At 66.6% G+C, this 26692-nt stretch carries 32 protein-coding genes; 13 read left to right on the top strand and 19 right to left on the bottom strand.

The window, feature by feature from the left end; all coding sequences use genetic code 11:
• Positions 1-32 precede the first annotated feature (32 nt).
• From FIV02_RS03345 to FIV02_RS03375, 7 genes are all read right to left on the bottom strand, one after another.
• Positions 33-452: a hypothetical protein gene (locus tag FIV02_RS03345; protein WP_152487787.1), complete on the bottom strand. Its 420-nt coding sequence runs from the start codon at positions 450-452 to the stop codon at positions 33-35.
• A 59-nt stretch (positions 453-511) separates the two neighbouring features.
• The gene (locus FIV02_RS03350) at positions 512-1426 is read right to left on the bottom strand and encodes a glycerophosphodiester phosphodiesterase (protein ID WP_037052467.1); all 915 of its coding nucleotides are present in this window, start codon (positions 1424-1426) and stop codon (positions 512-514) included.
• A gap of 148 nt (positions 1427-1574) precedes the next feature.
• The gene (locus tag FIV02_RS03355; protein ID WP_134676011.1) at positions 1575-2147 is read right to left on the bottom strand and encodes a HupE/UreJ family protein; all 573 of its coding nucleotides are present in this window, start codon (positions 2145-2147) and stop codon (positions 1575-1577) included.
• A 22-nt stretch (positions 2148-2169) separates the two neighbouring features.
• Positions 2170-2784 carry an urease accessory protein UreG gene (gene ureG, locus FIV02_RS03360; protein ID WP_037052472.1) on the bottom strand — a complete coding sequence of 205 codons (615 nt, stop codon included), beginning with the start codon at positions 2782-2784 and terminating at the stop codon, positions 2170-2172.
• Positions 2785-2798: 14 nt separating this feature from the next.
• Entirely contained in the window at positions 2799-3473 is a 675-nt protein-coding gene (locus FIV02_RS03365; RefSeq protein WP_152487788.1) for an urease accessory protein UreF, read from the bottom strand.
• A gap of 40 nt (positions 3474-3513) precedes the next feature.
• Positions 3514-4014, bottom strand: coding sequence for an urease accessory protein UreE (gene ureE / locus FIV02_RS03370; protein ID WP_152487789.1), 501 nt, complete (start codon positions 4012-4014; stop codon positions 3514-3516).
• Between the two features lie 163 nt (positions 4015-4177).
• Complete coding sequence (locus FIV02_RS03375) at positions 4178-4813, bottom strand: TetR family transcriptional regulator (protein ID WP_037052479.1); 636 nt, start codon at positions 4811-4813, stop codon at positions 4178-4180.
• A gap of 149 nt (positions 4814-4962) precedes the next feature.
• On the opposite strand from FIV02_RS03375, the gene FIV02_RS03380 reads away from it, so the two are divergent.
• Both FIV02_RS03380 and FIV02_RS03385 read left to right on the top strand, forming a co-directional pair.
• Positions 4963-6051: a ferredoxin reductase gene (locus FIV02_RS03380; RefSeq protein WP_152487790.1), complete on the top strand. Its 1089-nt coding sequence runs from the start codon at positions 4963-4965 to the stop codon at positions 6049-6051.
• A complete protein-coding gene (locus FIV02_RS03385; RefSeq protein ID WP_172979124.1) occupies positions 6009-7142 on the top strand; it encodes a fatty acid desaturase in 1134 nt (377 codons plus the stop codon). The genes FIV02_RS03380 and FIV02_RS03385 overlap by 43 nt, the downstream gene beginning before the upstream one ends.
• A gap of 43 nt (positions 7143-7185) precedes the next feature.
• On the opposite strand, the gene FIV02_RS03390 is transcribed toward FIV02_RS03385, so the two are convergent.
• Positions 7186-7569, bottom strand: a complete 384-nt coding sequence (locus FIV02_RS03390) for a hypothetical protein (protein ID WP_047588308.1) — start codon at positions 7567-7569, stop codon at positions 7186-7188.
• Positions 7570-7840: 271 nt separating this feature from the next.
• Between FIV02_RS03390 and FIV02_RS03395 the strand changes: the two genes are divergently transcribed.
• The 3 genes from FIV02_RS03395 to FIV02_RS03405 all read left to right on the top strand — a co-directional run bounded on the left by FIV02_RS03395 (position 7841) and on the right by FIV02_RS03405 (position 11576).
• Positions 7841-8740, top strand: a complete 900-nt coding sequence (locus tag FIV02_RS03395) for an AEC family transporter (RefSeq protein WP_152487792.1) — start codon at positions 7841-7843, stop codon at positions 8738-8740.
• Between the two features lie 107 nt (positions 8741-8847).
• Entirely contained in the window at positions 8848-9393 is a 546-nt protein-coding gene (locus FIV02_RS03400) for a heme NO-binding domain-containing protein (protein WP_152487793.1), read from the top strand.
• Positions 9390-11576: a bifunctional diguanylate cyclase/phosphodiesterase gene (locus FIV02_RS03405; RefSeq protein ID WP_152487794.1), complete on the top strand. Its 2187-nt coding sequence runs from the start codon at positions 9390-9392 to the stop codon at positions 11574-11576. Before FIV02_RS03400 ends, FIV02_RS03405 begins: the two co-directional genes overlap by 4 nt.
• A 5-nt stretch (positions 11577-11581) precedes the next feature.
• Here FIV02_RS03405 and FIV02_RS03410 read toward each other — a convergent pair whose 3' ends face one another.
• The 6 genes from FIV02_RS03410 to FIV02_RS03435 all read right to left on the bottom strand — a co-directional run bounded on the left by FIV02_RS03410 (position 11582) and on the right by FIV02_RS03435 (position 16392).
• Positions 11582-12019, bottom strand: a complete 438-nt coding sequence (locus FIV02_RS03410) for a VOC family protein (RefSeq protein ID WP_152487795.1) — start codon at positions 12017-12019, stop codon at positions 11582-11584.
• Positions 12016-12549: a hypothetical protein gene (locus FIV02_RS03415; RefSeq protein ID WP_134676003.1), complete on the bottom strand. Its 534-nt coding sequence runs from the start codon at positions 12547-12549 to the stop codon at positions 12016-12018. The genes FIV02_RS03410 and FIV02_RS03415 overlap by 4 nt, the downstream gene beginning before the upstream one ends.
• 84 nt (positions 12550-12633) lie before the next feature.
• Positions 12634-13899, bottom strand: coding sequence for an Hsp70 family protein (locus FIV02_RS03420; protein WP_152487796.1), 1266 nt, complete (start codon positions 13897-13899; stop codon positions 12634-12636).
• Positions 13900-14036: 137 nt separating this feature from the next.
• Positions 14037-14999, bottom strand: a complete 963-nt coding sequence (locus FIV02_RS03425) for a lysylphosphatidylglycerol synthase domain-containing protein (protein ID WP_152487797.1) — start codon at positions 14997-14999, stop codon at positions 14037-14039.
• A gap of 192 nt (positions 15000-15191) precedes the next feature.
• Positions 15192-15629 carry a YqaA family protein gene (locus tag FIV02_RS03430; protein ID WP_037052499.1) on the bottom strand — a complete coding sequence of 146 codons (438 nt, stop codon included), beginning with the start codon at positions 15627-15629 and terminating at the stop codon, positions 15192-15194.
• A 40-nt stretch (positions 15630-15669) separates the two neighbouring features.
• A complete protein-coding gene (locus FIV02_RS03435) occupies positions 15670-16392 on the bottom strand; it encodes a VC0807 family protein (RefSeq protein WP_152487798.1) in 723 nt (240 codons plus the stop codon).
• Between the two features lie 165 nt (positions 16393-16557).
• Between FIV02_RS03435 and FIV02_RS03440 the strand changes: the two genes are divergently transcribed.
• The 8 genes from FIV02_RS03440 (at position 16558) to FIV02_RS03475 (ending at position 22663) form a co-directional block, all read left to right on the top strand.
• Positions 16558-17463, top strand: coding sequence for a substrate-binding domain-containing protein (locus tag FIV02_RS03440; RefSeq protein ID WP_152487799.1), 906 nt, complete (start codon positions 16558-16560; stop codon positions 17461-17463).
• Positions 17464-17542: 79 nt separating this feature from the next.
• Complete coding sequence (locus tag FIV02_RS03445) at positions 17543-18316, top strand: ABC transporter substrate-binding protein (protein ID WP_152487800.1); 774 nt, start codon at positions 17543-17545, stop codon at positions 18314-18316.
• A 40-nt stretch (positions 18317-18356) separates the two neighbouring features.
• Positions 18357-19109: an ABC transporter substrate-binding protein gene (locus tag FIV02_RS03450; RefSeq protein ID WP_152487801.1), complete on the top strand. Its 753-nt coding sequence runs from the start codon at positions 18357-18359 to the stop codon at positions 19107-19109.
• Positions 19110-19164: 55 nt separating this feature from the next.
• Positions 19165-20166, top strand: coding sequence for a type II secretion system F family protein (locus FIV02_RS03455; RefSeq protein WP_152487802.1), 1002 nt, complete (start codon positions 19165-19167; stop codon positions 20164-20166).
• 137 nt (positions 20167-20303) lie between these two features.
• A complete protein-coding gene (locus tag FIV02_RS03460) occupies positions 20304-21167 on the top strand; it encodes an oxaloacetate decarboxylase (RefSeq protein ID WP_037052663.1) in 864 nt (287 codons plus the stop codon).
• A 75-nt stretch (positions 21168-21242) separates the two neighbouring features.
• A complete protein-coding gene (locus FIV02_RS03465; protein WP_037052517.1) occupies positions 21243-21509 on the top strand; it encodes a DksA/TraR family C4-type zinc finger protein in 267 nt (88 codons plus the stop codon).
• A 72-nt stretch (positions 21510-21581) separates the two neighbouring features.
• Positions 21582-22025 (top strand): hemerythrin domain-containing protein, encoded by a 444-nt coding sequence (locus FIV02_RS03470; protein WP_152487803.1) that lies wholly within the window; start codon positions 21582-21584, stop codon positions 22023-22025.
• Positions 22026-22117: 92 nt separating this feature from the next.
• Positions 22118-22663, top strand: coding sequence for a transposase (locus FIV02_RS03475; RefSeq protein ID WP_152487804.1), 546 nt, complete (start codon positions 22118-22120; stop codon positions 22661-22663).
• A gap of 84 nt (positions 22664-22747) precedes the next feature.
• Here FIV02_RS03475 and ureC read toward each other — a convergent pair whose 3' ends face one another.
• The 5 genes from ureC to FIV02_RS03500 all read right to left on the bottom strand — a co-directional run bounded on the left by ureC (position 22748) and on the right by FIV02_RS03500 (position 26632).
• Positions 22748-24448 (bottom strand): urease subunit alpha, encoded by a 1701-nt coding sequence (gene ureC / locus FIV02_RS03480; RefSeq protein WP_037052527.1) that lies wholly within the window; start codon positions 24446-24448, stop codon positions 22748-22750.
• A gap of 141 nt (positions 24449-24589) precedes the next feature.
• Entirely contained in the window at positions 24590-24898 is a 309-nt protein-coding gene (locus FIV02_RS03485) for an urease subunit beta (protein WP_152487805.1), read from the bottom strand.
• 7 nt (positions 24899-24905) lie between these two features.
• A complete protein-coding gene (locus FIV02_RS03490; RefSeq protein WP_152487806.1) occupies positions 24906-25406 on the bottom strand; it encodes a GNAT family N-acetyltransferase in 501 nt (166 codons plus the stop codon).
• Between the two features lie 2 nt (positions 25407-25408).
• On the bottom strand, positions 25409-25711 hold the full coding sequence (gene ureA / locus FIV02_RS03495; protein WP_017678731.1) for an urease subunit gamma: 303 nt from the start codon (positions 25709-25711) through the stop codon (positions 25409-25411).
• Between the two features lie 84 nt (positions 25712-25795).
• Positions 25796-26632 carry an urease accessory protein UreD gene (locus FIV02_RS03500; RefSeq protein WP_152487807.1) on the bottom strand — a complete coding sequence of 279 codons (837 nt, stop codon included), beginning with the start codon at positions 26630-26632 and terminating at the stop codon, positions 25796-25798.
• Positions 26633-26692 lie beyond the last annotated feature (60 nt).

Here is a 26692-nt window from a genome sequence, read left to right on the forward strand (position 1 = left end):
TGTCCTTAACGGGCAGGAGAACGAGGGCCAGCTCAGCAAGCAGCCGGCATGCCAACCCGGTGAAAATAAAGTTTTCCACCAAGGCTGTGGGAATAACTGTGGAAAAGCTGGTGGTGTTTGCCTGGCAGGCGGATCTGGCGCCGCTTGCAGGGTAGCGGACAAGATCTGAGCAGCGGGTTTTTTCCTTTGTACACAAGGGCTTGACAGTTTGTCGCTGAATGGCGTGGCGGGCTCGAGGTTGTCCACGGCTGCTGTGGGTGGTGTTGTTGATAACTTCTGTAAGCATTGCCTGAGGCCCTATATTCAGGGGCTTGCAGCGCTTTGGTGAATTTCTGATCAGGCATTTTCTGCGGCATGGTCGCGGCGGATTGTCCAGTGTTTTCCACTGCCGGCAGGCGAGCTGGAAAATTATCCCCGGAAACTGTTGATGGAGCTGTGGACAAGCTGCTCATGAGGGTGCTCGGGCCGCGTGTTGTCTGGCGTTGCCGGGGGTGTCGAATTTCTCGCCAGGCTACTCGCCGGGGAGCGCGCCGAGCTGTGTCGGACGGCCGAGCAGCTGCAGGGCGCGGTCCGGGTAATCGGTGATCAGGCCGTTGACGCCCATCTGCAGCAGGCGGCGCATGGCGGGCTGCTCGTTGATCGTCCACAGCTGAACGTTCAGCCCACGGGCCTGTGCATTGCGCACCAGGCGTGGCGTCGCCAGGTCGAGACCACTGTGCTGCGGAGGAATCTGCAGCACGGCATAGGAGGGCGACAGCAGGTCGCTCAGGCCCAGCCAGTTCAGCGCCAGTAGCATGCGCACCGAGACCGGGCCGGCGGACGTGGCGACCTCCGGGCAGAGCTGGCGGAAGCGCGCCAGGCTGCGTTCATGAAAGCTGCCGACGATGACCCGGTCGAGCTGGTCGTAGGCGGCCAGCATCTCGCAGAGCACCGCTTCCATGCCGACGTCGGGGACCTTGATGTCGAGCACCTTGGGGATCAGCGGGAAGCGTTCGAATACCTCTTCCAGCGCGGCGATGCGCGTGCCCTGGCCACGGTACGGATGGCTCTGGCCACCATCGGCGGTCCAGTTGTAGCCGGCGTCCAGGGCCTGCAGTTCGGCCAGGCTGTAGTGCGCGACCTGGCCTTCGCCATTGGTGGTGCGCTCCAGCGTGTCGTCATGCATCACCACCAGCTTGGCGTCCTGGCTCAGTTGCAGGTCCATCTCCAGCATGTCGACGCCGAGTGCAGCGGCTCGCTCGAAGGCGAACAGGGTGTTTTCCGGCCACAGGCCCTTGCCGCCACGGTGGGCGATGACCAGCGGACGCTGGCCCAGGTCCGCAAGCACGGGCGGGGTGGGCGCCGGGTGGCTGGTCAGCGCCAGCAGCAGGATGACGACGCCGATCAGCAGCAGGGGGGCGAGCAGGAATCGAGTGAGACGCAGCATGGGTGAAGTCTCGAAAGCGGTTCGGGACTTTGTGCCCCAGCGCAGGGGCGTTGGCAAGTGTTGTGGCAAGGGGCGCCGCGCCACCGCGATGGCCGCGCCGGACCTGTTGGCCTCGACGCGCGAACGCCCCTTCTGCTCGGGATGAACCTCAGCTGGCGAGCAGCCAGACCCCGGCTGCCGCCGATGCGCCACCGGCGATGCGTACCAGCGGAGCCGCCGCGCGCGGCAGGAAGCGCACCAGGGCGAAGCCGATGGCATGCAGCGCGGCAGTGGCGACGATGAAGCCGGTCGCGTAGCCGAGAGGGCTGGCCAGGTCGGGCAGTTCGAGGCCGTGGGCGACGCCATGGGTCAGGGCGAACACCGCGGTGAGGCCAACGGACAGGAGCATCGGCAGGCGTGCGGCCACGGCCACCAGCAGGCCGAAGGCCAGGACCGAGCCGGCGATACCGGTCTCCATGAGGGGAATTTCCACCCCGGCGAAGCCCAGCAGGCCGCCGACCAGCATGCTGCCGACGAAGGTCAGCGGCAGCAGCCAGCGCGCCGCGCCGCTTTGCTGCGCGGCCCACAGGCCGACGGCGAACATCGCCAGCAGGTGATCGAGGCCGAACACCGGGTGTGCCAGGCCGGCCATGAGACCGGACTCGCCATGGCCCGGGTGGGCGAAGGCCAGCGCCGGGGTGCAGAACAGGGCGATGGCGTAGACGGTTTTGCGCAGATTCATGAGGTTCTCCTTGAGGTGGGAATCAGGCCGCCGTGAGCATGCCCTGGCGTTCGATGAAGGCGATGATCTCGTCGAGACCCTGACCGACCTTCTGGTTGCTGAAGACGAATGGCTTGTCACCGCGCATCTTCAGGGTGTCGCGTTCCATCACCTCCAGCGAGGCGCCGACCATGGGTGCCAGGTCGACCTTGTTGATCACCAGCAGGTCGGACTTGCAGATGCCGGGGCCGCCCTTGCGGGGCAACTTGTCGCCGGCGGACACGTCGATCACGTACAGGGTCAGGTCCGACAGTTCCGGGCTGAAGGTGGCCGACAGGTTGTCGCCACCGGACTCGACGATGACCAGGTCGAGGCCGGGGAAGCGACGATTGAGCTGCTCGACGGCTTCCAGGTTGATCGAGGCGTCCTCGCGAATGGCGGTGTGGGGGCAGCCGCCGGTCTCCACGCCGATGATGCGCTCGGGTTCCAGGGCCTCGTTGCGCACCAGGAACTGGGCGTCTTCCTGGGTGTAGATGTCGTTGGTGACCACGGCGATGTTGTAGCGCTCGCGCAGGGCGCGGCACAGGGCCAGGGTCAGGGCGGTCTTGCCGGAACCGACCGGGCCGCCGATACCGACACGCAGGGGTTGGCTGTTCATGTGTGCAATCCTCGTCAGGAGCGGAAGAGACGCGAGTACTGGCGCTCGTGCGCCATGCTCGCCAGGGCCAGGCCGAACACGGCGCTGCCCCAGTGTTCGGGGGGAAGATCGGCGGCCTGCTGCTGCGCGCCATCGAGCTGCGGCAACAGGCGGCTGGTCAGGCGCTGGGCGGCTTGCTGGCCCAGCGGCAGGACCTTCATCAGCACGGCCAACTGGTTTTCCAGCCAGCCCCAGAGCCAGGCGGCCAGGGCATCGTCCGGGGTGATGTGCCAGGCGCGCGCCGCCAGTGCCCAGGCCAGGGCCAGGCCGGGCTCGTCCTGGGTATCGAGCAAGGTGCGGGCGTCGTCGTCCAGTTCGGGCAGGCCTGCGAGCAGTTGCCGCAGCGAATAGCCCATCTGCCGGCTTTCCAGGGCCAGTTCACGGGTTTCGCGGCTGGCACGGTGCTGTTCGGCCAGTGCCTGCAGGCGCGACCAGTCGGCTGCGTCCGCCGCGCGGCAGTGGGCCAGCAGCAGCGGCGCTTCGAAGCGCGCAAGGTTGAGCATGAGCTGATCGGCCAGCCAGCGCTCGGCGCTGTCGGCGTCAACGATCAGGCCGCTGTCGATGGCCCATTCCAGTCCCTGCGAATAGCTGTAGCCACCGATCGGCAGTTGCGGGCTGGCCAGGCGCAGCAGGGCCCAGGCCGGCTTCACGAGCAGACCTCGGGGTATGTCCCGGCGGCTGTGCGTGGCGTCACGTGCGCACACCGAACTGGTGCAGGCGCGGGCCGTAGTTGAATTCCTCGTCACCCTGATGCGAGTGATGGTGACCGCCGCCGTAGGCACCCTGCTCGGGCTGGTAAGGTGCCTGCACGGCCTCGACCCTGGCGCCCAGCTGTTCGAGCATGGCCTTGAGCACGTAGTCATCGGGCAGGCGCAGCCAGCCTTCGCCCAGCTGCAGGGCGACATGGCGGTTGCCCAGGTGGTAGGCGGCGCGCATCAGTTCGAACGGGCTGCTGCAGGTGACGTGCAGCAGGGGTTCGGCCTTGGCGCGCACGCGCACCACGCGCCCATCCCTGGCCTGCAGGCATTCGCCATCCGCCAGTGCCGGCTGGCCGCGCTCGAGGAACAGGCCGACTTCTTCGCCAGCCGTGGTGAAGCAGCGCAGGCGGCTCTTGCTGCGGGCCTCGAAGGTCAGTTCCAGTTCGGCATCAGGGTTCGTCTGTGGCGCGATTCGACTGTGGATCACCAGCATGGGTATCTATTCCGGGGCAATGTGCCCGGAAATAGTGCAAGTGGCTTGCCAAGGCCGCAGAGTGCCGCAGGACGGCGCATTGCTGCGGCCTGTGGATAACTTGTCCGTATGGTCAGAAACTATTTGGTGCGTTTTGCCGGTTGGCGCACCTGATTGGTGCGCGTCATGCGCTGGGCTTGCCCAGGCCCTGCCAGTGCTTGCCGCCGACCATGATGAAGCGCAGCTGCTGAATGATCTTGGCCTCGGCGCTGAGGTGCGCCGGCAGGGTTTCGGCGGGCGGGTCGATCAGTTCGGGCAGGGTGGCGAACACCGTCTTGACCACCAGGTCGGAGACCACGTCGAGTGCGGCATCGTCGAGATGCGGCATGCGATTCATCAGCTTGAGGTCGGCCGCCAGGTCGTTGGTGATGCGCTCGCGCAGGGCGCTGATCGCCTGGCGTACGGGCTGCGAGCCACCGTACTGCTCGCGGGCGAGGAAGAGGAACTGGCCATGGTTGGCGGCTACTTCGGCGAGGAAGATGCGCACCGAGGCGTCGATCATGCCGCGCATCTCGAACTCATGCCGACGCACCTGGCGAATCGCCGCGCGGAAGGTTTCCCCGACTTCCGCCACCAGCGCCAGGCCCAGTTCGTCCATGTCGGCGAAGTGGCGATAGAAGCCGGTGGGCACGATGCCGGCGACGCGCGTGACTTCCCTCAGGCTCAGGCTGCCGAAGCCACGCCCGCTCTCCATCAGGGTCAGTGCGGCGGCCATCAGGGATTGGCGGGTCTGCTGCTTCTGTTCGGCGCGTGGCGTCATGCGGGTCGGTTCGTTGAACGATGGCGCACTCTAGCAAATGCGCGGCGCCAGCGTCGAACCATGCTGGGGTATCATTCAGTGAACAGGTGTTGACTGAATTGTGGGTCATCTGTCAGCCTTGTGAACAGGTGTTCACTGGATTGTCCTCGATGGATTTGCTTTCCCTCTCCGCGAGCCGGCGTGCTGCGCGTTGCCTGCAGCCGCTGCGCCGGCTCTGTGCGTCCGGCTGGCTGCGCGAGGCGGATGTCGATCTGGGCCTGCGCCTGCTGCACCCGGTGCTGCGCCTCAACCGAGTTTTCGCTCGGGTCGAGGCGCGCCGCTGGGTGGCCGACGACATGCTGGCGCTGCGCCTGCGTTGCAACGGCAACGCACGTGGCTGGCGCGCGGGTCAGCATGTCCAGCTGTATCTGCAGCAGGATGGCGTGCGCCACGGGCGCAGCTACAGCCTGACCTCGGTGTCGTCCGACGGGCAGGTCGAGGTGGCGATCAAGCGTCAGCCGGGCGGGCGCCTGTCCAACCGCGTGCTCGATCACCTGGCGGTCGGCGAGGTGATCGAACTGGGCCAGGCCGGTGGCGATTTCGTCTGGCCGGGCGAGCCGGGGGGCGTACTGCTACTGGCCGCTGGCAGCGGTATCACGCCGTTGCTGGGTTTGCTGCGCGATGCCCTTGCCCGTGGTTTCAAGGCGCCGCTGACGCTGTGGCACCAGGTGCGTCATCCGGGGCAGCAGGCCTTTGCCGGTGAGCTGCAGGCACTGGCCGAGCGGCATGGCAATTTCCGGGTGCACTGGGCCTTCAGTGCCGAGGCCGGTGGTCGGCTTGCCGCCGAACGGCTGGCCGCGTTGCCGGGCGAGCACCTGCTGGTCTGCGGCCCGCGTGGCTTCGTGGAGCAGGCCTGTGGCTGGTGGCGCGAGGCGGGGCGAGGCGCGAGCGTGCAGGCGGAAAGCTTCAGTCCGCTGGCGGTTCAGGCTCCGGGGGAGACTCGTGAGGTGCGGCTGACCTTCGCCCGCAGCGCCGTGCAGGCACAGGGCCTTACCGCGCGGAGCCTGCTGGAGCAGGCCGAGGCGGCGGGCCTGCGCCCGCAGCATGGTTGCCGCCAGGGCATCTGCACCCGTTGCACCTGCCAGCTGCTGGCCGGCACGGTGCGCGACCTGCGCACGGGCGAACTGTTCGCTGAACCCAATCAACCCATTCGTCTGTGTGTCAGCGCCCCGCATGGGGACGTGGAGATCGATCTGTGAGCGTGCGTCAGGACCGCGAGCTGAGCCTCGCCGAACTCGAGGCATTCGGCCAGGAGCTGGACGCCCTGCGCCGGCGAACCCTGGCCGACCTGGGCGAAGCCGACGCCCGCTACATCCGCCGGGTGCGCAGCGTCGTGCGCCTGTGCTGCTGGAGCGGTCGCGCGCTGCTGATGTTCGGCTGGTTCCCGCCGACCTGGCTGCTCGGCACCTTGCTGCTGGGGTTGGGCAAGATTCTCGAGAACATGGAGCTGGGCCATAACGTGATGCACGGCCAGTACGACTGGATGAACGATCCGGAATTCGCCGGCCGTCACTACGAGTGGGATATCGTCGGCCCGGCCGACTTCTGGCGGCACACCCACAACCATGTGCATCACACCTATACCAACGTGCTGGGCATGGACGATGACGTCGGTTACGGCGTGGTGCGCCTGTTTCCCGAGCAGCGCTGGAAACCCTTCTACCGCTGGCAGCCGCTGTGGGTGACCCTCCAGGCGTTGCTGTTCCAGTACGCGGTGGCGATTCAGCACCTGCGCCTGGACAAGCTGATCAAGGGGCGTATCAGTGCGCAGGAGGTGCGCCCACTGGCGCGTCAGTTCGGCACCAAGCTGATGCGGCAATGGGGCAAGGACTACCTGCTGTTCCCGCTGCTGGCGCTGCTGCTCGGCGCCAATGCCCTGGCCGTGCTGACGGGAAACCTGCTGGCCAACCTGCTGCGCAACCTGTGGACCTTCCTGGTGATCTTCTGCGGCCACTTCACCGAGCAGGCGGCGGTCTTCCCGCCCGAGGTGCTCGAAGGGGAGACGCGCGGGCACTGGTACCTGCGCCAGCTGCGTGGCTCGAGCAATCTCTCCGGCGGGCCGTTGCTGCACATCCTCACCGGCAATCTGAGTCATCAGATCGAGCACCATCTGTTCCCGGACCTGCCGGCGCGGCGCTACGCCGAGCTTGCCCGTGAGGTGCGGCTGATCTGTGTGCGCTACGGCCAGCACTACAACTGCGGCAGCCTGTGGGCACAGTTCGCCACGGTGTTGCGACGCATCTGGATCTACCGCCTGCCACCTGCCGCCATGAGCGATCCGCAGGCGTAAAAAAGCCCGGCGTGCGCCGGGCTTGGGGGTGTTGCCAGAGCACTCAGGCGGTATGCCCGCGCTGCTCGATCAGGCGATCGGAGCCGCCTTCGGCCAGTTGCATACGTTGGCCGCCCGGGGTGCGATCGTAACCGCCTTCGGCCAGCTGGACGCGTTGGCCGCCCGGGGTACGATCATAGCCGCCTTCCACCAGCTGGAAGCGCTGGGCGCCGGGGGTACGGTCGGCGCCGTCTTCGGCCAGTTGCAGGCGTTGCATGCCTGGGGTGCGCTCGGCGCCATTCTCGGCCAGGGGCTCGATGGGTTGCTGCTGCACCTGGCTTTCCTTGGCTTCACCCACCAGCGGGAAGGGCGCGCTGCTGGAAGCGGCAAAGACGCTGGTGGTCATCAGGCTCAGGGCCAGGGCGGCGAGGGTCAGTTGGGTTTTCATGTCGATGTCTCCGCAGGGAGTAATAAGTGGCTTCGGAGTCAATTCTCGGAGACCAGGGCGCGGATAAGAACTTGACTGGCCTGATAGTGATCATCGATACCCTCAATACTTGGCTGCGGGGCTCTATCTCGGTGCTTCCGGGCGTCGCCGCGGAGACGCTGCGCAGGTTTCGCAGGGCATCGCGCTGGTCGTCGCGCAGGCGTATGCTTGGCGGCCCTCGCGGGTCGTGCTCGATCCGTCCTCTCCAGTCGTTTCCGGAGGCAGCTCCAGCATGCTCGCGGCACAGGCCATTCTGCCGATCTTCGCGCTGATCGTTCTCGGCTACCTGCTGGGCTGGCGCCAGTGGCTCACCGCTGAGTCGGCGGCCGGCCTGGCCAACATCACCTTCAAGCTGTTCATGCCCACCCTGCTGTTCGCCGGCATCGCCAAGGCCCCGCTGGCGCAGGGCCTGTCGCCGGTATTGCTGCTGGCCTACTACGTGCCGGTGTTGCTGGTGTTCTTCCTGGTCAATCTGCTGGCGCACTGGCGCCGGGGCACGGCAACGCCGCTGGGGCTGGTCGCCGCGTTCTCCAACAACGTGCTGGTGGGGATCCCGCTGATCGCCAGCCTGATGGGCAACGATGGCCTGCTCTACGTCTTTGCCATCCTGGTCTTCCACAGCCTCACGCTGTTTTCCCTGCAGAGTTTCTACGCGGCCTTCGGCAGCCATGAGCGGGTCGACGCCCGGGCGCTGCTGAAGAACCTGGCCAACCCGATGATCATCGGCCTGGCCCTGGGCGCCTTGCTCAACCTGTCCGGCCTGAGCGTGCCGGACAGCCTGTGGCGGGCGGTCACCTGGCTGGGCCAGGCTGCCTTGCCCTGCGCGCTGATCGTGCTCGGTGCCAGCCTGTCGCGCTATCGCCTGCGCCCGACCGCCGAGGCCTGGGGCGTGGCGCTGGCTAAGCTGCTGCTGTTTCCCGCACTGGTGTGGTGGTTCAGCGGGCAGTTGTCCGGCCTGAACGACACGGCGCGCAGCGTGCTGGTCTTACTCGCAGCATGCCCCAGTGGCGTCAACGTGATGGCCTTCGCCCGCACGGCGCAGGACGGTCGCAGCGTCAGCGCGGCGATTTCCCTGTCCACCTTGCTGGCGGCGCTGTCCCTGCCGCTGTGGATGCTGCTGGTGGGCTTCTAGGCAAAGCAGCCGGGCCTGCCGGCCAGCGTCGCCAGGCGCTCGGCTGGCTGCATCCGCCGCAGTCATCTATACCCTCTAGTGGTGATGGACGTCAGTGGGGATGGATGATGCTGGGCATGGTTTTCACCGAGTTTCTGGAGATGGTCGAGCAGCGCTTCTCGCCCGAGCTGGCCGACCAGATGCTGACGCAGACGACGCTCGCCAACGATGGCGCCTATACCGCGGTGGGCTATTACCCCTATGCGGAGATGCAGGCGCTGCTGGCGACCCTCTCCAGACTGACCGGCAACAGTGTGCCGGCGCTGCTGCAGGACTATGGCGAGTACCTGTTCCGGCGTTTCGTCGAGCTGTATCCCGAGATGTTCGAGCACTGCCACGACAGTTTCGACCTGCTCAGCCAGGTCGACGGCCACGTCCATCGCGAGGTGCACAAGCTCTATCCCCAGGCCCAGCTGCCGGTTTTCGAAACGCTGACCCACACCCCGGCCTGCCTGGTGCTGGAGTACCGTTCCAGCCGCGGCCTGGCCGATCTGGCCGAGGGGCTCATCCGCGGCTGCATCGAGCACTATGGCGAGCGCAATGGCGTTCAGCGCGTCGACCTGCCGGCGCGCGAGGGGCTCAGCATCACCCGCTTCGAGATTTCCCGACCTTGAGCGACGCACTCTGGCAGCGCCGCCTGGACCGTGAACGGCAAGCGCGCAAGACGGCCGAGCGGCTGCTGACCGATAAATCGCGGGAGCTGTATCAGACCACCGTCGACCTGCAGCAGGCGCTGGCCGCGTCGGAGAACCAGCGCCGGCTGCAGCTGGCGCTCTGGGGCAGCGGCGAGCTGATCTGGGAGTGGCACGCCGAGGACGACCTGATGCGCCTGCACCACTTCTCCAGCGAGCCGGGCGTGGCGCTCGAGGAGGCGCTGCTCTGGTCGGACTGGATCGCCCGCCTGCACCCGGATGACCGGGGCAACGCGCTGCAGGCCTGGGAGGAGCACCGCTGCGGGCGTTGCGAGTATTACGATCTGGAATTTCGCATGCGTCGCGAGCCCGAGCAGGGCTGGCTGTGGTTTCGCACCCAGGGCCGCGCCGTGGAGCGCGATGCGGATGGCCTGGCACGGCGCATCACCGGCACCTGCAAGGACATCAGTCGCCAGCATGAGGCCGAGGAGCATCTGCGCCTGCTGGCCGCCGCCTTCGCCAACAACCGTGATGCCAACGTGGTGCTGGCCAGTGACAGGCATGCGCTGCAGGCCAATGCGGCCTTTCTCGAACTGGTCGGCATCGGCGCCGGCGAGCTGCCTGATCTCGAGCTGGAGCGCCTGTTGCTCGATGCCGATGAGCAGTGCCCCTGGGATCACCTGTTCGCCACCGACCACTGGCAGGGCGAGCTGATCTGCCAGCGGCGCGATGGCCAGCGCATCCCGGTCGAGCTGAGCAGCACCCTGGTGCGCGCCCGTGACCGCCAGGCGCGGCATCTGGTGCTGTCGCTGCGCGATATCAGCGAGCGGCGGCGGGCGGCCGATCATCTGCGCCATCTGGCGCGTCTCGACGTGCTGACCCAGCTGCCCAATCGTCTGCAGTTCCAGGAGCGCCTGCAGCGCGCCCTGCAGCATCAGCATGACGATCGCTGCCTGGCACTGCTGTTCGTCGACCTGGACGACTTCAAGCAGGTCAACGATGCCTTCGGCCACGACGTCGGCGATGCGCTGCTGCAGCAGGTCGCCACGCGCCTGGTGCGTTCCCTGCGCCAGCGCGATCTGGTGGCGCGCTGGGGCGGCGACGAATTCGTCGTGCTGCTGGAGCTGCACTGCCACGACGAGGTGGTGCTGGTCGCCGACAAGCTGATCAAGGCGCTCAACGAACCCGTGGAGCTGGCCGGCCACGTGCTCACGGCCACGCCCAGCATCGGCATCGCCCTGGCTCCCGAGCATGGCAACGAGGCGGGCGAGCTGTTGCGTCACGCCGATGCCGCGATGTACGTGGCCAAGCGTGAAGGGCGTAATCAGTACGCGCTGTACCGGCCGGAACTCAGCGAACAGCTGCTGCACCGCGTCAAGCTCGCCAACCTGCTGCGCAGTGCCCTGGAGCAGCATGAGCTGAGCCTGGCCCTGCAGCCGAAGATCGGCATGGACGGCCGGCAGATCGTGGGCGCCGAGGCGCTGCTGCGCTGGGACACCGCCGCCTTTGGCCGGGTGCCGCCGGATGTGTTCATTCCCATCGCCGAGGAACTGGGGCTGATCGTCCCGATCGGCCACTGGCTGGTGCGCGAGGCGGCGACGCTGCTCGATGACTGGCATGCGCGCGGCTGGCCGCTGACGCTGGCGATCAACCTGTCCGCGCGGCAGTTGCATGACGAGGCGCTGCTGCCGGTACTCTGCGAGAGCATGCAACGCAGTAGCGCCTCGCCCGCTGCGCTGGAACTGGAGGTCACCGAGTCCATCCTGCTGGCGGATGCCGACTTCGCCAGGGCGCGCCTGCAGGCGTTGCGTGACGCGGGCTTCCGCATCGCGCTCGATGACTTCGGCACCGGCTATTCATCCCTCGGCTACCTCAAGGACCTGCCGCTGGACCGGGTCAAGATCGACCGCAGTTTCATCTCGGACCTCGAACAGTCGCCACGCGGGCGCGCGCTGCTCTCGTCCATCGCCGGGCTGTGCCGGGCGCTGTCGCTGCAGACCACGGCCGAAGGGGTCGAGACTGCCGCGCAGCTGACCCTGGTGGAGGCCGAGGGCATCGACGAGGTCCAGGGTTATTTCTACTACCCGCCGTTGACCGTCGAGGCCTTCAACCAGCTGCTGGAAAGCAAGCTCGGCGCACAGGACGCGCCCGGCGCCAACGGCTGAGTGCGCTAGAGCGGGGAGGTGCCGAGCACCTGGCTGAACCGCAGCAGGTAGCCGTCCGGATCCTGAATCATCAGCTGGCGCACGCTGAGCCGATGATCGTCGACGCGGTAGCTCAGGGTTTCTGCGGGCAGGCGCAGGGGGACGCCGTGTTCAAGCAGCCTCTGCTGCAGCGGCTGCAGGTCGCTGACGCTGATCTGCAAGTTGATGCCGCGCCCCAGGGGGCGATCGAGCGGCCTTACCGTCCACGGATCGTCCTGCGGCGCATCCGGGTCGATCTGCTCCAGCATCAGCGCCGCCTCGCCCAGGGCGATGGCGGCGAAGCCGGCCTCCGGGCGCTCGAAGAGCAGGCGGAAACCCAGCGTCTGCAGGTAGAACGCCAGACTGCCCGGCAGGTCGCTGACCAGCAGTTCGGGCGTCAGTGCGGGCAGCGGTGCGCCGTTCATTCCTGCTGCTGTGCGGCCTGCAGGGCTTGCAGGGCAGGGGCGGCGTAGATGCCTGCCTCCACGGCCAGCGCCATCACCCTGGGCAGGTCGTTGGCGTACACCAGCACGGCCTGCAGCTCGTCATCCAGCGGTTCGCTGAAATCCACCAGCACGTAGCCACCGGTTTCCGGCGACAGGGCGGAGAGCTGCACCTGGATGCGGTTGAGCGCCTTGAGCGGCTCGGTCTTGGCCAGTTGCTTGGCCTTGAGCACGAACTGCACCTGCGGGCCGAACGACTCGGTGATGCGCTGGAACAGCTCTTCGTAGCTGTCAGCCTGGAACAGCACGGTGTCCGGCAGGCTGCCGACCACTACCCACTCGCCCAGCGGGATGGGAAATTCGTCGTCGTAGTTGATGTCCGGGTTGGCCGCGAGAAAGGCGGCCGGGTCGGCATAGGCCTGCGTGGCCTCGTCGGCGATGCGGACGATCTCGTCCTCGGCCAGGCAGCCGGAGCTTATCTTGCCGATCAGTTCTTCCAGCTGGGCTTTCATCAGGTGATTCCTTGGTCGTTCGATTGGGCGGCAAGCATAACCCAGAGCCTGTTCCGCGAGGCGTGGCCGAACAGGGCGGTCGCCCTAGCCATAGCGCTTCTTGGCCTCGATGGCCAGTCCGCTGCCGATGCTGCCGAAGGTGTTGCCCTCCACGCTGCGCGCGTTGGGCAGCATCGCCGCCACGCTCTGGCGCAGGGCCGGCACACCGCTGGAACCACCGGTGAAGAACAGCGTGTCGACCTGGTCGGCACTGACGCCGGCATCGGCCAGCAACTGCGTGAGGCTGGCGCGGATGCGTTCGAGCAGCGGTTCGATGGCGCTTTCGAACAGCGCACGGGTCAGCTCGGCGACCAGGCCCGGCTCGACGCGCGACAGGTCGATGGGGCGCGAGTCCTCTTCGCTGAGGGCGATCTTGCTCTCTTCCACCTGCATCGCCAGCCAGTGTCCGGCGCGCTGCTCGATCAGGCCGAACAGGCGATCGATGCCGGTGGCGTCGACGATGTCGTAGCGCATGTTCTGCAGCGCCAGCTGGGTCTTCTGCGCGTACAGGGCGTTGATGGTGTGCCAGGTGGCCAGGTTGAGGTGGTAGCTGGTCGGCATGAAGGCATCGCTCTTCATCCGGCTGCCATAGCCGAACAGCGGCATCACCCCGGCCAGCGACAGTTGCTTGTCGAAGTCGGTACCGCCGATGTGCACGCCGCCGGTGGCGAGGATGTCGGCCTGACGCTCGGCCAGCTGATGGCGCTCCGGTGCCAGACGGACCAGGGAGAAGTCGGAGGTACCACCGCCGATGTCGACGATCAGCACCAGCTCCTCACGCGCCAGGTTCGACTCGTAGTCGAACGCCGCAGCGATCGGCTCGTACTGGAACGACACCTCCTTGAAACCGAGCTTGTGCGCCACTGCCACCAGGGTGTTCTGCGCCTCCTGGTCGGCGGCCGGGTCGTCGTCGACGAAGAACACCGGGCGACCCAGCACCACCTCCTCGAAGGGGCGCTCGGCCTGGGCCTCGGCGCGTGCCTTCAGTTCGCCGATGAAGAAACCGAGCAGGTCCTTGAACGGCAGGGCGCTGCCCAGCACGGTGGTTTCGCTTTTCAGCAGCTTGGAGCCCAGCAGGCTCTTCAGCGAGCGCATCAGGCGGCCTTCATAGCCTTCGAGGTATTCGTGCAGGGCCAGGCGGCCATAGACCGGGCGGCGTTCTTCGGTGTTGAAGAAGATGACCGAGGGCAGGGTGATCTTGCCGTCTTCCAGGGCCAGCAGGCTGTCCTGGCCGGGACGCAGCCAGCCGACGGTGGAGTTGGAAGTGCCGAAGTCGATGCCGCAGGCGCGGGCGGGGGTAGAGAAGGACATGGAACGCAGAGCCTGAAAGTGACCGGGAAGAGGTATGACGCCGCATCGCGACGACCCGGAAGGCAGCCGCCGCGACGGCGGGCCTGAAAAACGGCCGCGTATTCTATGTCAGCCTCGCCGATGCGGCGAGTCGGCGATCAGCTTGCCTTGCGCCGCTCTTGCCACTGCGTCCATTCGAAGCCCAGCACCACCAGCAGCGACAGGGCGAACGGCAGCAGCAGGTAGAAGACGCGGAACACGATCAGCGCCGCCAGCACGTCGGCAGCGGGGATCTCCGGCAGTGCGGCGAGGAAGGTCACTTCCAGTACGCCGAGTCCGCCGGGGGCATGGGACAGCAGGGCCAGGGAGAAGGAGGCGAGGAACACGCCTAGCACCACCAGATAGCCCGGGTGGTTGTCCGCCGGCAGGGCGAAGTAGATGATCGCCGCCGCGCAGAGCAGCTCCAGCGGGCCGGCCAGCAACTGGCGGCTGACGATGCGCAGACGCGGATATTCGACATGCACCTTGCCCAGCGTCCAGGGCTTGAACTGGCGCCAGGAGCCGAGCAGGTAGAGAGCGACCACGCCCAGCAGCAGACTGCCGATGATCACCGACACCAGCGGCGTGATCCTGGCGACGCGGTGAATGAGTTCGGGTTGCGCGATCAGTACGCAGCCACTGGCGAGCAGTGTGCCCAGCACGAAGGTGAAGGAGCAGAAGACGATGAGCACGCCGATTTCCTGGGGTGTCAGGCCCTTGCTGCTGTAGGCGCGATAACGCACCACCGCGCCGGAGAACACCGAGGCGCCGATGTTGTGGGCCAGCGCATAGGTGGTGAAGGAGCACAGGGTGATGAAGCGCCAGGGAATCTGCTTGCCCAGGTGCGCGACGGCGATGCGGTCATACCAGGCCAGTGCCCAGTAGGCGCCCAGGGTGGCCACGGCGGCCAGTGCCCAGTTCAGGTGGGAAATCGCGTCGAGGCTGCCCTTGATCTCGTCCAGGGAAATGGTGCGCAGTTCGCGGTAGAGCAGGACACCAGACAACACCACGGCGCAGAGTCCGATCAGGGTCCAGATCAGATCGCTGCGTTTCAGCTTGGGTTTGGCTTCTACGACGGACACCAGTATTCCTCGTTCGCTAGGCCCCGGGTGAGGGCCGCATGCCTCGTTCGAGGCTGCTGTTGGTCGACCCAGGGGCCGTATGGCTGCCGTAACGGTCGGGCCGTGACGGCATGGCGCGCTGCGCAGTATCGGCGAGCGGCCCTGTGCACTCAACTGGCAAGCGGGCAGAGCGCCCGGCCGCTGTGGCAGCGCTCATGGCCAGGCCAGGGTGAGCGCTGCCAGCACCATGTAGCGGCCTGCCTTGGCCAGTGTGACGATGATCAGGAAGGTCCACAGGCGTTCACGCATCACGCCTGCGACCAGGGTCAGCGGGTCGCCGATCACCGGCATCCAGCTCAGCAGCAGCGACCAGCGCCCATAGCGCGCGTACCAGGCCTGAGCCTGCTGCAGGCGGGCCGGGCTGACCGGGAACCAGCGCCGGTGCCGATAGTGCTCGATGGAGCGCCCCAGCAGCCAGTTGATCCATGAGCCCAGCACGTTGCCCAGCGTCGCCACCAGCAGCAGGGCCCAGGCAGGATGCTCGCCCGCCAGCAGCAGGGCGACCAGAACCGCCTCGGACTGAAGCGGCAACAGCGTCGCCGCACCGAGAGCGGAGAGGAACAGGGCCGGGTAGGCGGAGAGACCGAGCATGCTCAGCAAGGCCGGCGCACGGGCCAGCCTGCTCCTGGGCTTACGACTCCTGGCCGGTGTTGGCCATGATGTCTTCCAGGCTCAGCCCGGTCAGGCCATGAATGGTTTTCCACAGGTAGTAGAAGATGGCCATCAGCATGATCATCGAGGGAATGGCGATCATCGGGTAGCTGAGCAGTGTCATGCGTCCCAGTTCGTCATTGAAGGCCTCGGTGCCGGCGGGGCTGGTGACGATCCACTTGGCCAGCACGTAGTTCATGAACGAGGAGAAGAAGAAGGTGCCGCTGAGCCAGTAGGTGGCGCGCAGCAGACGGGTCTCGAAGTGTTCGACGTGGCCGCCCTGCTCCAGGCGCTCGTGGATCTTGTCGACGTTGAGCACCGTCTTGTTGAACAGCAGGGTGCGAATCAGCGGATAGCGCGTGCGCGTGGAAACCAGCACGGCGATGCCGATCAGGCCCGGAATGGCAGCCTCCTTCACGGCCAGCCACTGGGTATCCAGATGCAGCAGGCCGATGCCGCCGGTCAGCGCTACGCTGATCAGACCGAGCAGGGCGATGAAGTTGAATTTGCGGTACTTGATCAGCTCGAACGCCCCCCAGCCCAGCGGGAATGCCAGGGCGAGCAACAGCGCGCCATCGGCCCCCAGGCGGTGTTCGCCGCTCAGTTTCATCAGGATGAACGAAGGGATCAGGATACTGATGGCCAGGTCGATCAACGGGCGGGGCTTGTGCGTCGGGGTGGGGCTGTCGATGGTGGTGGTCATGGTAGCTGGAGTCTGCGACGGAACCGGGATGATCGCTTGCCTGAGGCGTCAGGGCTAGTCCGACCGTCGGTTTGGAAGGTTAAAAAGTATGAGCCGACAGCTTCGCGACAGGGGCATGAGGTCAACGCCTGATGCTAAAGTGATGGCAATGGCTGGGAGTCGAACATGCCAAGAGTCCTTTCTTTCGTTTGCCTGCTGCTGACTGCCGCCCTCCTGCTCCCGGAGATGGCCATGGCGCGCGACTGCATCGGTCTGATACCGGCCAGCACCTCGACCTTCTGGACGGACCTGGAGGCGGGCGCACGTCGCAGCGCCGATGATCTGCAGATGGATATCTACACGCGAGCCCCGACCAACGAGGGCAGCGTCGACGTGCAGCTGCAACTGATCGAGCGCGTCCTCGCGCATGGCTGCAAGGCCCTGATCATCGCGCCGGCCGGCGAGGCCATCGATGCGCGTGTCGTCGCCCTGCGCGAGCAGGGCGTCCCCACGGTCTACGTCGATCGCAGCGTCGCCGGCGAAGGGGCCTATGCGCTGGTCGCCACGGACAACTTCCTCGCCGGTCAGCTGGCTGGGCAGCAGCTGGCCGAGCAGTTGGGCGCCGGCAAGCGGGTGGCGCTGCTGCGCCTGCAGCCGGGGTTGCAGTCGACCCAGGAGCGTGAGCGCGGCTTCCTGCTGGCGGCCCATGCAGCGGGCCTGCAGGTGGTCTTCGATGATTACCTGGGCGCTGACCGACAGCGCATGGTCGCGGCGCTGACGCGCATGCTGCCGGAGCTGGATGGCCTGTTCAGCCCCAACGGCAGCAGCACCCGTGCGGCCCTGGCGGCATTGCGGCAGATGGGCAGGGCGGGCCAGGTGGCCTTCGTCGGCTTCGACGGTGGCGAGCTGTTGTTCGATGCCCTGCACGACGGGCAGCTCCAGGCGCTGCTGTTGCAGCAGCCGCAGGCCATGGGGGATCACGCGGTGCGCCTGGTGCAGCGCGCGCTCAGCGGTGAGCGCGCGGCCACGCCGCTGCAACTGTTGCTGGAGCCGCGGGTGATGACGGCGACCGCGCCAGGAGGTTCTTGGTGAGAGCGGGGACGGGTGTTTATCATCGCCTGACCGATCGCCCTGAAATCGCTGCAGGGCCCGATCCAGACGGTGGTGTGCAATGAATTCGACGTTCAAGGCCTGTGTCGTGACGCTGCTCTGCAGTGTCTGCACCTGCCTGTCTGCCGCCGAGCTGCAGCTCTATACCGAGGACTATCGACCCTTCAGCTATCTCGAAGATGGCAAGCCGAGCGGCATGGCCGTGGCGGTGGTCGAGGAACTGATCCGCCGTACCGGCGAGCCGGCGCGTATCGAGTTGGTGCCCTGGACGCGTGGCTACCACCGGGTTCGCCAGCAGGCGAACGCAGCGATCTTCTCCACCGTCCGCACGGCCCAGCGAGAGGCCGACTTCCAGTGGGTCGGGCCGATCGCCCACGGTCATACGCGCTTCTACACGCTCAAGGAGGCCGGGCTGCGGGTCGCCAACCTCGACGATGTGCGTCGCCTCGGCACCGTGGCGGTGCCCAAGCGCTGGTACAGCTACGAGCTGCTGGCCGAGCAGAAACTGGACAACCTGTACGGTGTGTCGACCCCCCAGGACATGCTGCGCATGTTCCGCCATGGCCGGGTCAAGCTGCTGCTGGCCAACAACCTGACGCTCAATGGCATGCTCGCCGAGCAGGGCATGAGGCCCTGCCAGTTGCAGGAACAGTTCGATCTGATGGCCAACGACTCCTACATCGCCTTTTCCCGGCGCACCCAGGCTGCCCGTGTCGCACGTTGGCAGCGGGCGCTGCAGGAAATGCGGCATGACGGTAGTCTGGAGCGCATCTATCGACACTGGTTTCCCGAGGCCGATGAGCAGGCCCTGGCCGACCTGCTGAGTGTCGAGTGATGTGCGGCGCTGAGTGCCCGGCCGCAGGCGGGAGGGAGGAATGAAGCTGGTGAGGTGGCTGTTGTGCGTTTGCCTGGCGATGCTGTGCAGCCCTGCGCTGGCGGAGTTGCAGCTGCTCACCGAAGACACCCCGCCCATGAGCTTCATGCGCGACGGCGAGGTCAGCGGCTTCTCCGTCGAGGTGGTCCGGGCCCTGCTGGCGCGCACCGGCGACAGCGGAAAGATCGAACTGATGCCCTGGACCCGCGCCTTCTACCTCGCCCAGCAGCAGGCGGACATCGCCCTGTTCTCCACCGTGCGCACCCCGGAACGTGAGGGCAAGTTTCTCTGGGTCGGCCCCATCGTGGTCGGGACGACCAGCTTCTACTCGCTCAGGTCGCGCAACCTGGTCATCGACGACCTGCAGCAGGCCGCCGCGAGCGGGCCGCTCGCCCTGCCCAAGCAGTGGTACACCTTCGAGACGCTCAGCGCGCGTGGTTTCGACAACCTCTACGGGGTGTCCACGCCGAAGCAGATGATGACCATGCTCAAGCATGGGCGGGTCAAGCTGATCGCCACCGAGGACCTGACCCTGGCTGGCGAGCTGGCCACCGTCGACCTGAAGCCGCAGGACGTCACCGCCCATGTGCCGTTCATGCGTTCGGCCTACTACATCGCCTTCTCGCCGCAGACCTCGGTGGTGCGCGTGGCGCGCTGGCAGCGTGCGCTGCGGCAGATGCACGAGGATGGCAGTCTCGCCGCCATTCTCCAACGCTGGCTGCCGCATGCACCGATGCCGCCGGTCGAACCGTAGCGAGCGCTGTCTCGACTGGTTAACCTGAGCGCTGCAATCCGTAGCGAGTCCGATCATGCCGCGTCGTCTTCCCCCGCTTGCCCTGTCCCGCCGCGCCGAGTTGTTCGCGCACCTGCATGCCATGGAGCAGGCTGGGGTACCCGTCGATCGAGCGCTGGCCAGCCTGAACCTGGGGCCGCGGCACGAGCCGGCGCTGCAGCGCCTGCGCCAGATGGTCGGCGCAGGCCGTGACCTGGCGAGTTCCGGCCAGCTGAGTGGCGTGTTCACGCCATTGGAAAGCAGCCTGCTGCGGGCAGCCCAGGAGGCGGGCGCGCTGGCGCATATCCACCAGCAGCTGGCGCAGCGCTACGGGGAACAGGCGCGCCAGGCTGGAGAGCTGCGTTCCCGCCTGTTGATGCCGGCGGGTGTGCTGTTGCTGGCACTGCTGGTCAAACCCCTGCCGGCACTGGTCGCCGGCAGCCTGGGTGTCGGCGGCTACCTGCTGGCCGTGCTGCTGCCGTTGCTCTGGCTGCTGGCCGTGCTGTTCGTCGTGCGCCTGGCGTGGCAACGTCTGCAGCGCCGTCGCGCGGAACGCCCTGGCCCGCTCGACGACCTGCTGCTGGCGCTGCCGGTGCTCGGCAGCCTGCTGCGCCGGGCGGATATCCGCAATTTCTGCGACAGCCTCGGCTTGTTGCTGGAGGCGGGGATGCCGGCGCTCGATGCCTTGCCACGTGCCTGCAACGCCGTGAGCAACCCGCGCTTGCGGCGGGATTTCGCCAGCCTGGCACCTCGCGTCGCGGCGGGGCAGTCGCTGGTGCGCGCCTTCGATGGCCTGTCCTTCGCCGGCAAATCGATGCTGATCGGCGTGCTCAACACGGGCGAGGCGACAGGTCGGCCGGGAGAGGCGCTGCTGCGGTTCGCGCGCATGCAGGCGCAGCAGCTGGCTTCGCAGCAGCAGATGCTGGCGACCTGGCTGCCGCGTCTGTTCTACCTCGGCGTCGCCGGCTGGATGGCCTACGGGCTGCTGACCGGCGGAGGCTTCTTCCCGACGCTGCCGGCGGAGCTGGCTGGCCGGTAATTTGCTGGTCATTGGCCAGGCGGGCCTGGTTGAAAGCTGGCAGCAAGTGCCTTGCGCTAGCATTCGTCACGTCTACGCCATTACTAAAAAGAGAAAAAAGCGATTCAACCGACTTTGGAATACGCCCCATGCCCATCCTGCAACGTGCATCCCATCATGAGTTACGCAGCGCCTTTCGTGCCCTGCTGGCTTCCGACCGCTGCTACCACACCGCCTCGGTCTTCGATCCCATGTCCGCCCGCATCGCCGCCGACCTCGATTTCGAGGTCGGCATCCTCGGCGGCTCCGTCGCCTCGCTTCAGGTGCTGGGCGCCCCGGACTTCGCGCTGATCACCCTCAGCGAGTTCGTCGAGCAGGCCGCGCGCATCGGTCGCGTGTCGCGCCTGCCGGTGATCGCCGACGCCGACCACGGCTACGGCAATGCGCTCAACGTCATGCGTACGGTGGTCGAGCTGGAACGCGCCGGCGTCGCCGCGCTGACCATCGAGGACACCCTGCTGCCGGCCCAGTTCGGACGCAAGTCCACCGACCTGATCTCTATCGAGGAAGGGGTCGGCAAGATCCTCGCGGCGCTCGAGGCGCGTGTCGATCCGGACCTGGCGATCATCGCCCGGACCCACGCCGGCGTACTGGAGGTGGACGAGGTGATCCGCCGTACCCGCGCCTACGAAGCCGCTGGCGCCGACGGCATCTGCCTGGTGGGCGTGAAGGACTTCGCCCATCTGGAGCAGATCGCCGCGGGCCTCAAGGTGCCGCTGATGCTGGTCACCTACGGCAATCCGGAGCTGCGTGACAACCAGCGCCTGGCGCGCCTGGGCGTACGTATCGTGGTCAACGGCCACGCTGCCTACTTCGCCGCGATCAAGGCCACCTACGACTGCCTGCGCGAGCAGCGCGGTGCCCAGCCTTGCGACCTCAACGCCACCGAGCTGACGCACAAGTACACCATGCCCGAGGACTACATCGTCTGGGCCAAGGAGTTCATGGAAGTCCGCGAGTAGCCCCGCCGATGGGCTGCGCTTGCACTTCGGGTTCACCGGGCGCATATCTGTGCGGTGAACTACAGGAGGCTGAGCATGGCCAGTGGCTGGGCGAACGACGACGCGGTACAGGAGCAGATCGACAGCAGCATCGAGGACGCCGTTGCGCGTGCCCGTAGCCAGCTGCCGAAAGGCGAGAGCCTGCGTCATTGCGAGGCGTGCGACGCGCTCATTCCCGAAGCGCGCCGCCAGGCGATTCCCGGCGTGCGCCTGTGCGTGACGTGCCAGGCCGAGCATGACCGCGAGAACGCCGCGTTCACCGGCTACAACCGGCGCGGCAGCAAGGATAGCCAGCTGCGTTGAACGAATGCGGCACCTCTCGGCGCGTCGAGGGTCTAGTTCTACTACGACCATCACTCAGGAAGAGGTGCCTGCATGACGATTTTCGAAGCGCTGCGACTCAGCCATGACCTTCAGCGCGAGCTTGCGCAGAAGCTGGTCGCCACCCACGGGGACAGCTCCGAACGCCACGCCCTGTTCGCCCAGCTCAAGCAGGAGCTGGCCGTGCATTCGGTGGCCGAGGAACGCCATTTCTACATTCCCCTGATGCAGCAGGATGCCGGCGTCGACCTGTCGCGCCATGCGATTGCCGAGCATCACCAGATGGATGAAATGATCGAGGACCTGGAGGCGACCGACCCCAGCAGCCCGAGCTGGCTGGCACAGGCCAAGGCCCTGGCGGACAAGGTCGAACATCACCTCCGGGAAGAGGAGCGCACCTTCTTCCAGATGGCCGGCAAGCTGCTGCGCGAACGGCAGAAGGAGCAACTGGCAGGTGATTACCTGAACGCCTACGACGAGATGAAACAGGCCTCCTGAATCGGCCCGCCGGACAGGTCGCCCCCGCCCTGCAGCTCATCCGTAGGGCGGGTGAAACCCGCCACAGCCAGATCCGCAACAAGGATGTTGCCATGCCCGATTATCGACGTGCCGCCGTTTCCGGTGGCTGCTATTTCTTCACGCTGGTCAGCGAACGACGCCAGCCCATCCTCACCCATCCCGATGTTCGCCAGGCCCTGCGCGCGGCCATCGAGACGGTGCGCCTCACTCGACCTTTCGCCATCGACGCCTGGGTATTGCTGCCTGATCACCTGCATGCCATCTGGCGCCTGCCACCCGATGACAAGGACTTCTCCAATCGCTGGCGGCTGATCAAGCGACATGTCACCCATGCCTGTGGCCGCGCTCACCTGCGTGACGACCTGATGAGCGAGCGGCGCCGGCTGAAGGGGCAGGGCACGCTGTGGCAGCAGCGCTTCTGGGAGCACCTGATTCGCGATGAGCACGACTACGGGCGGCACTTCGACTACCTGCATGGCAACCCGCTCAAGCATGGGCTGGTGACGCGGGTGCGCGACTGGCCCTGGTCGTCGTTTCACCGTTGGGTGAACAGGGGCGTCTACCCCATCGATTGGGCCGGGGATACCAGGACCGACGATCTGGGCGCCGGTGAGTGAAGCGGCGGGTTGCACCCGCCCTACTGGCGTTCGTCAGGCGGGGCAATCACCTGTGCCGTAGGGTGGGTGAAATCCGCCAGCGAATCAGAACAGGAAGTAACGCTGCGCCATCGGCAGCACCTCGGCCGGTTCGCACCAGAGCAACTGGCCGTCGGCCTTAACCTGGTAGTTCTGCGCGTCGACCTCGATGCTCGGCAGGTAGCCGTTGTGGATCAGGTCGGTCTTCTGCACCTCGCGGCAGCCTTTGACCACGCCGATCTGCTTCTGCAAACCAAGCTGCTGCGGCACGCCGGCGTCGAATGCCGCCTGGCTGATGAAGGTGATGCTGGTGGCGTGGCGGCTGCCGGCATAGCTGGCGAACATCGGCCGGTAGTGCACCGGTTGCGGCGTCGGGATCGAGGCGTTGGCGTCGCCCATCAGGCTGGCGGCAATGGCTCCACCCTTGAGGATCAGCGTCGGTTTCACCCCGAAGAAGGCCGGACGCCAGAGCACCAGGTCGGCCCACTTGCCGACTTCGATGGAGCCGACCTCGTGGCTGATGCCGTGGGTGATCGCCGGGTTGATGGTGTACTTGGCGATGTAGCGTTTGGCGCGGAAGTTGTCGTTGCCCGGGGCATCCTCGGGCAGCGGGCCGCGCTGCTGCTTCATCTTGTCGGCGGTCTGCCAGGTACGGGTGATCACTTCGCCGACACGGCCCATGGCCTGGCTGTCGGAGCTGATCATGCTGAACGCGCCGAGGTCATGCAGGATGTCTTCGGCGGCGATGGTCTCGCGGCGAATGCGGCTTTCGGCGAAGGCCACGTCCTCGGCGATGCTCGGGTCGAGGTGGTGGCAGACCATGAGCATGTCCAGGTGCTCGTCGATGGTGTTCTTGGTGAACGGCCGGGTCGGGTTGGTCGACGACGGCAGCACGTTGGGGAAGCCGCAGGCCTTGATGATGTCCGGCGCGTGGCCGCCACCGGCACCCTCGGTGTGGTAGGTGTGGATGGTGCGGCCCTTAAAGGCGCCGAGTGTGGTTTCGACGAAACCCGACTCGTTCAGGGTGTCGGTGTGGATCGCCACCTGCACGTCGTACTGGTCGGCCACGCTCAGGCAGTTGTCGATGGCCGCCGGGGTGGTGCCCCAGTCTTCGTGCAGCTTGAGACCGATGGCGCCGGCCTTGACCTGTTCGATCAGCGGCTCCGGCAGCGAGGCGTTGCCCTTGCCGGTGAAGCCGAGGTTCATCGGGAAGGCATCGGCGGCCTGCAGCATGCGCGCCATGTGCCAGGGGCCCGAGGTGCAGGTGGTGGCGTTGGTGCCGGTGGCCGGCCCGGTGCCGCCACCGATCATGGTGGTGACGCCGCTCATCAGCGCTTCTTCGATCTGCTGCGGGCAGATGAAGTGGATGTGGGTGTCGATGCCGCCGGCGGTGAGGATCATGCCTTCCCCGGCGATCACCTCGGTACCGGCGCCGATGGCGATGCTCACATCGGGCTGGATGTCCGGGTTGCCGGCCTTGCCGATCGCGGCGATACGCCCGTCCTTGAGGCCGACGTCGGCCTTGACGATGCCCCAGTGGTCGATGATCAGCGCGTTGGTGATCAGGGTGTCGACCACATCGGCGGCGCACAGCTGGCCCTGGCCCATGCCGTCGCGGATCACCTTGCCGCCGCCGAACTTCACTTCTTCACCGTAGGTGGTGAAGTCCTTCTCCACTTCGATCCACAGGTCGGTATCGGCCAGGCGCACCTTGTCGCCGACGGTGGGGCCGAACATGTCGGCGTAGGCTTGTCTGCTGATTTTCATATTCGCTTCCCTTGTGGTGCGAAGGCTGGCGCGTGTTTGTCTTTCTGTCTGTCAGGGCATGAGGCGCTGCGGTTCTTCTGCAGGAGCGGCTTTAGCCGCGAAACCGTTATCGCGGCTAGAGCCGCTCCTACAAACCTCACCTCAATCCAGGTCGCCCATCACGTGCCCGGCGAAGCCGAACACGCGGCGCGCGCCGCTCAGCTCGACCAGCTCCACCTCGCGGCTCTGCCCCGGCTCGAAGCGCACCGCCGTGCCGGCCGGAATGTTCAGGCGCATGCCGCGCGTCGCCACGCGGTCGAACAGCAGCGCATCGTTGGTTTCGAAGAAGTGGTAGTGCGAGCCGACCTGCACGGGACGGTCGCCACTGTTGGCCACGGACAGGGTCAGGGTGCGGCGACCGGCATTGAGCTCGATCTCGCCGTCGGCAATCTGGTATTCGCCGGGAATCATCAGGTGCTCACTCCAGAATCAGTTGCATGAAAGTCAGGTCCAGCCAGCGCCCGAACTTGCGGCCGACCTGGGGCATCTGCCCCGTGGTGACGAAGCCGAGGCGCTGGTGCAGGCGGATCGAGGCGCTGTTCTCGGACTCGATGGCAGCGACCATGACGTGCAGCTCGGCGGCGCGGGCGCGCGCGATCAGCGCCTGCATCAGGGCCGGGCCAAGGCCACGGCCACGCTGGTCGGCGCGCACGTAGACCGAATGCTCGACGGTCTGACGAAAGCCCTCGATGCTGCGCCAGGTGCCATAGCTGGCATAGCCGAGCACCTCGTCGTCGGCGTCGCGCGCCACCAGCACGGGAAAGCCGCTGGCCGTGCGCTCGGCCAGCCAGGCGCGTCGGTTGGCCAGGTCCACCAGCGTTTCGTTCCAGATCGCCGTGGTGAACTCCACCGCGTCGTTGTATATGGCCAGGATGCCGGGCAGGTCGGCTTCGCTGGCGTCCATGATCGAGTAATTCATGCTCAGGCGATCGGCTGGTGGACGGTGACCAGTTTGGTACCGTCGGGGAACGTGGCTTCGATCTGGATTTCCGGGATCATCTCCGGCACGCCTTCCATCACCTGGTCGCGGCTCAGCAGGGTGGTGCCGAAATGCATCAGCTCGGCGACGGTCTGCCCATCGCGCGCGCCTTCGAGCAGTGCCGCGGAGATGTAGGCCATGGCCTCCGGGTAGTTCAGCTTTACCCCTCGGGCCAGGCGACGCTCGGCCACCAGGCCGGCGGTGAAGATCAGCAGCTTGTCTTTCTCTCTTGGCGATAGGTCCATGAGAACTCCAGTCAGATGGCGTGGCAGGGCAGCCCTGCGTGGCGAAAGTGGTGGGTGGCCAGCGATGGCTGAATGTTCATCCGCTCAGGTACTCCAGATCCGTGGCGGCACGGCTTCGCGGCCGAGCAGCGCCGGTCGCAGCAGGCGCCACAGGGCGATCAGCCAGGCGCGGGCCTTGAGCGCTTCGCTGGCCAGGCAGCGTGCGATCAACAGCCCGGACAACTGGCTGAGATCGCCACGTACGCCCGCGACCTGCACTTCACGGCAGCGCTCCAGCAGCTCGCCGGGCACCTCGCCGCTGACCAGCAGGGTGGCGAATACCGGCTGGCCATCGAGGCCGAGCGGCGAGTCGAGCAGGCCGTCGTCGCCCGTGACCCGCTGGCGCTCGTGCCACAGCAGCTTGCCGTCGCGGCGGATGTCCAGCGCGGCCTGGAAATGGCCGCTGCCGAAGCGCTCGTCGGCGGCCGGGCGGCCGAGGGCGATGATGTCCCAGTAGAACAGCCGGGCATCGCCCTGCAGCTCGATCTGCGTGTGCAGCTCGGCCTGGGTGCCGGCATAGAGGATGGTTTCCTGCGGCAGCCACTCCAGGGTGGCGCCGGCCGCAACGCTCAGGCGCAGATCCTGGCGGGCCACCTCGCTGGCGCGATACCACTTGGCTGCGCCCGGGCTGGTGAGCTGCACCCAGGTGTTCTCCCCGGCGTCTGCCGAGATGTCCAGGCGGTCGCCGCCGGCGATTCCACCGGGCGGGTGCACGATGATGTGCTGGCAGACCTGCGGCCCTTCGGCATACAGGTGCTTCTGCACCCTAAGTGGGCCGAGGTGGCGCCTCTGCACCGGGGTGGTGCGCTCGCCATGGCGTGCGTAGGCCAGTTCCAGTTCGGCGGGCCAGCTTGGCGTGAACAGGGCTGCAGGCAGATTCATGGTGGGGCAGGGATTCCACTCGATAGTTGACCGAGTGGGCAAGCAAGAGGCGTGCCCTGA

It is taken from the genome of Pseudomonas sp. THAF187a (assembly GCF_009363395.1).
Classification (GTDB): domain Bacteria; phylum Pseudomonadota; class Gammaproteobacteria; order Pseudomonadales; family Pseudomonadaceae; genus Aquipseudomonas; species Aquipseudomonas khazarica.

Bases quoted from the DNA above. Each gene is read 5' to 3' on its own strand.
- FIV02_RS03465 (WP_037052517.1), top strand. From the start codon at position 21,243: ATGGCCAGTGGCTGGGCGAACGACGACGCGGTACAGGAGCAGATCGAC.
- FIV02_RS03490 (WP_152487806.1), bottom strand. From the start codon at position 25,406: ATGAATTACTCGATCATGGACGCCAGCGAAGCCGACCTGCCCGGCATC.
- ureE (WP_152487789.1), bottom strand. From the start codon at position 4,014: ATGCTGGTGATCCACAGTCGAATCGCGCCACAGACGAACCCTGATGCC.
- FIV02_RS03445 (WP_152487800.1), top strand. From the start codon at position 17,543: ATGAATTCGACGTTCAAGGCCTGTGTCGTGACGCTGCTCTGCAGTGTC.
- ureC (WP_037052527.1), bottom strand. From the start codon at position 24,448: ATGAAAATCAGCAGACAAGCCTACGCCGACATGTTCGGCCCCACCGTC.
- FIV02_RS03410 (WP_152487795.1), bottom strand. From the start codon at position 12,019: ATGAACGGCGCACCGCTGCCCGCACTGACGCCCGAACTGCTGGTCAGC.
- FIV02_RS03355 (WP_134676011.1), bottom strand. From the start codon at position 2,147: ATGAATCTGCGCAAAACCGTCTACGCCATCGCCCTGTTCTGCACCCCG.
- ureA (WP_017678731.1), bottom strand. From the start codon at position 25,711: ATGGACCTATCGCCAAGAGAGAAAGACAAGCTGCTGATCTTCACCGCC.
- FIV02_RS03395 (WP_152487792.1), top strand. From the start codon at position 7,841: ATGCTCGCGGCACAGGCCATTCTGCCGATCTTCGCGCTGATCGTTCTC.
- FIV02_RS03450 (WP_152487801.1), top strand. From the start codon at position 18,357: ATGAAGCTGGTGAGGTGGCTGTTGTGCGTTTGCCTGGCGATGCTGTGC.
- FIV02_RS03415 (WP_134676003.1), bottom strand. From the start codon at position 12,549: ATGAAAGCCCAGCTGGAAGAACTGATCGGCAAGATAAGCTCCGGCTGC.
- FIV02_RS03440 (WP_152487799.1), top strand. From the start codon at position 16,558: ATGCCAAGAGTCCTTTCTTTCGTTTGCCTGCTGCTGACTGCCGCCCTC.
- FIV02_RS03390 (WP_047588308.1), bottom strand. From the start codon at position 7,569: ATGAAAACCCAACTGACCCTCGCCGCCCTGGCCCTGAGCCTGATGACC.
- FIV02_RS03350 (WP_037052467.1), bottom strand. From the start codon at position 1,426: ATGCTGCGTCTCACTCGATTCCTGCTCGCCCCCCTGCTGCTGATCGGC.
- FIV02_RS03475 (WP_152487804.1), top strand. From the start codon at position 22,118: ATGCCCGATTATCGACGTGCCGCCGTTTCCGGTGGCTGCTATTTCTTC.
- FIV02_RS03345 (WP_152487787.1), bottom strand. From the start codon at position 452: ATGAGCAGCTTGTCCACAGCTCCATCAACAGTTTCCGGGGATAATTTT.
- FIV02_RS03420 (WP_152487796.1), bottom strand. From the start codon at position 13,899: ATGTCCTTCTCTACCCCCGCCCGCGCCTGCGGCATCGACTTCGGCACT.
- FIV02_RS03500 (WP_152487807.1), bottom strand. From the start codon at position 26,632: ATGAATCTGCCTGCAGCCCTGTTCACGCCAAGCTGGCCCGCCGAACTG.
- FIV02_RS03430 (WP_037052499.1), bottom strand. From the start codon at position 15,629: ATGCTCGGTCTCTCCGCCTACCCGGCCCTGTTCCTCTCCGCTCTCGGT.
- FIV02_RS03435 (WP_152487798.1), bottom strand. From the start codon at position 16,392: ATGACCACCACCATCGACAGCCCCACCCCGACGCACAAGCCCCGCCCG.
- FIV02_RS03470 (WP_152487803.1), top strand. From the start codon at position 21,582: ATGACGATTTTCGAAGCGCTGCGACTCAGCCATGACCTTCAGCGCGAG.
- FIV02_RS03485 (WP_152487805.1), bottom strand. From the start codon at position 24,898: ATGATTCCCGGCGAATACCAGATTGCCGACGGCGAGATCGAGCTCAAT.
- FIV02_RS03455 (WP_152487802.1), top strand. From the start codon at position 19,165: ATGCCGCGTCGTCTTCCCCCGCTTGCCCTGTCCCGCCGCGCCGAGTTG.
- FIV02_RS03400 (WP_152487793.1), top strand. From the start codon at position 8,848: ATGCTGGGCATGGTTTTCACCGAGTTTCTGGAGATGGTCGAGCAGCGC.
- FIV02_RS03380 (WP_152487790.1), top strand. From the start codon at position 4,963: ATGGATTTGCTTTCCCTCTCCGCGAGCCGGCGTGCTGCGCGTTGCCTG.
- ureG (WP_037052472.1), bottom strand. From the start codon at position 2,784: ATGAACAGCCAACCCCTGCGTGTCGGTATCGGCGGCCCGGTCGGTTCC.
- FIV02_RS03375 (WP_037052479.1), bottom strand. From the start codon at position 4,813: ATGACGCCACGCGCCGAACAGAAGCAGCAGACCCGCCAATCCCTGATG.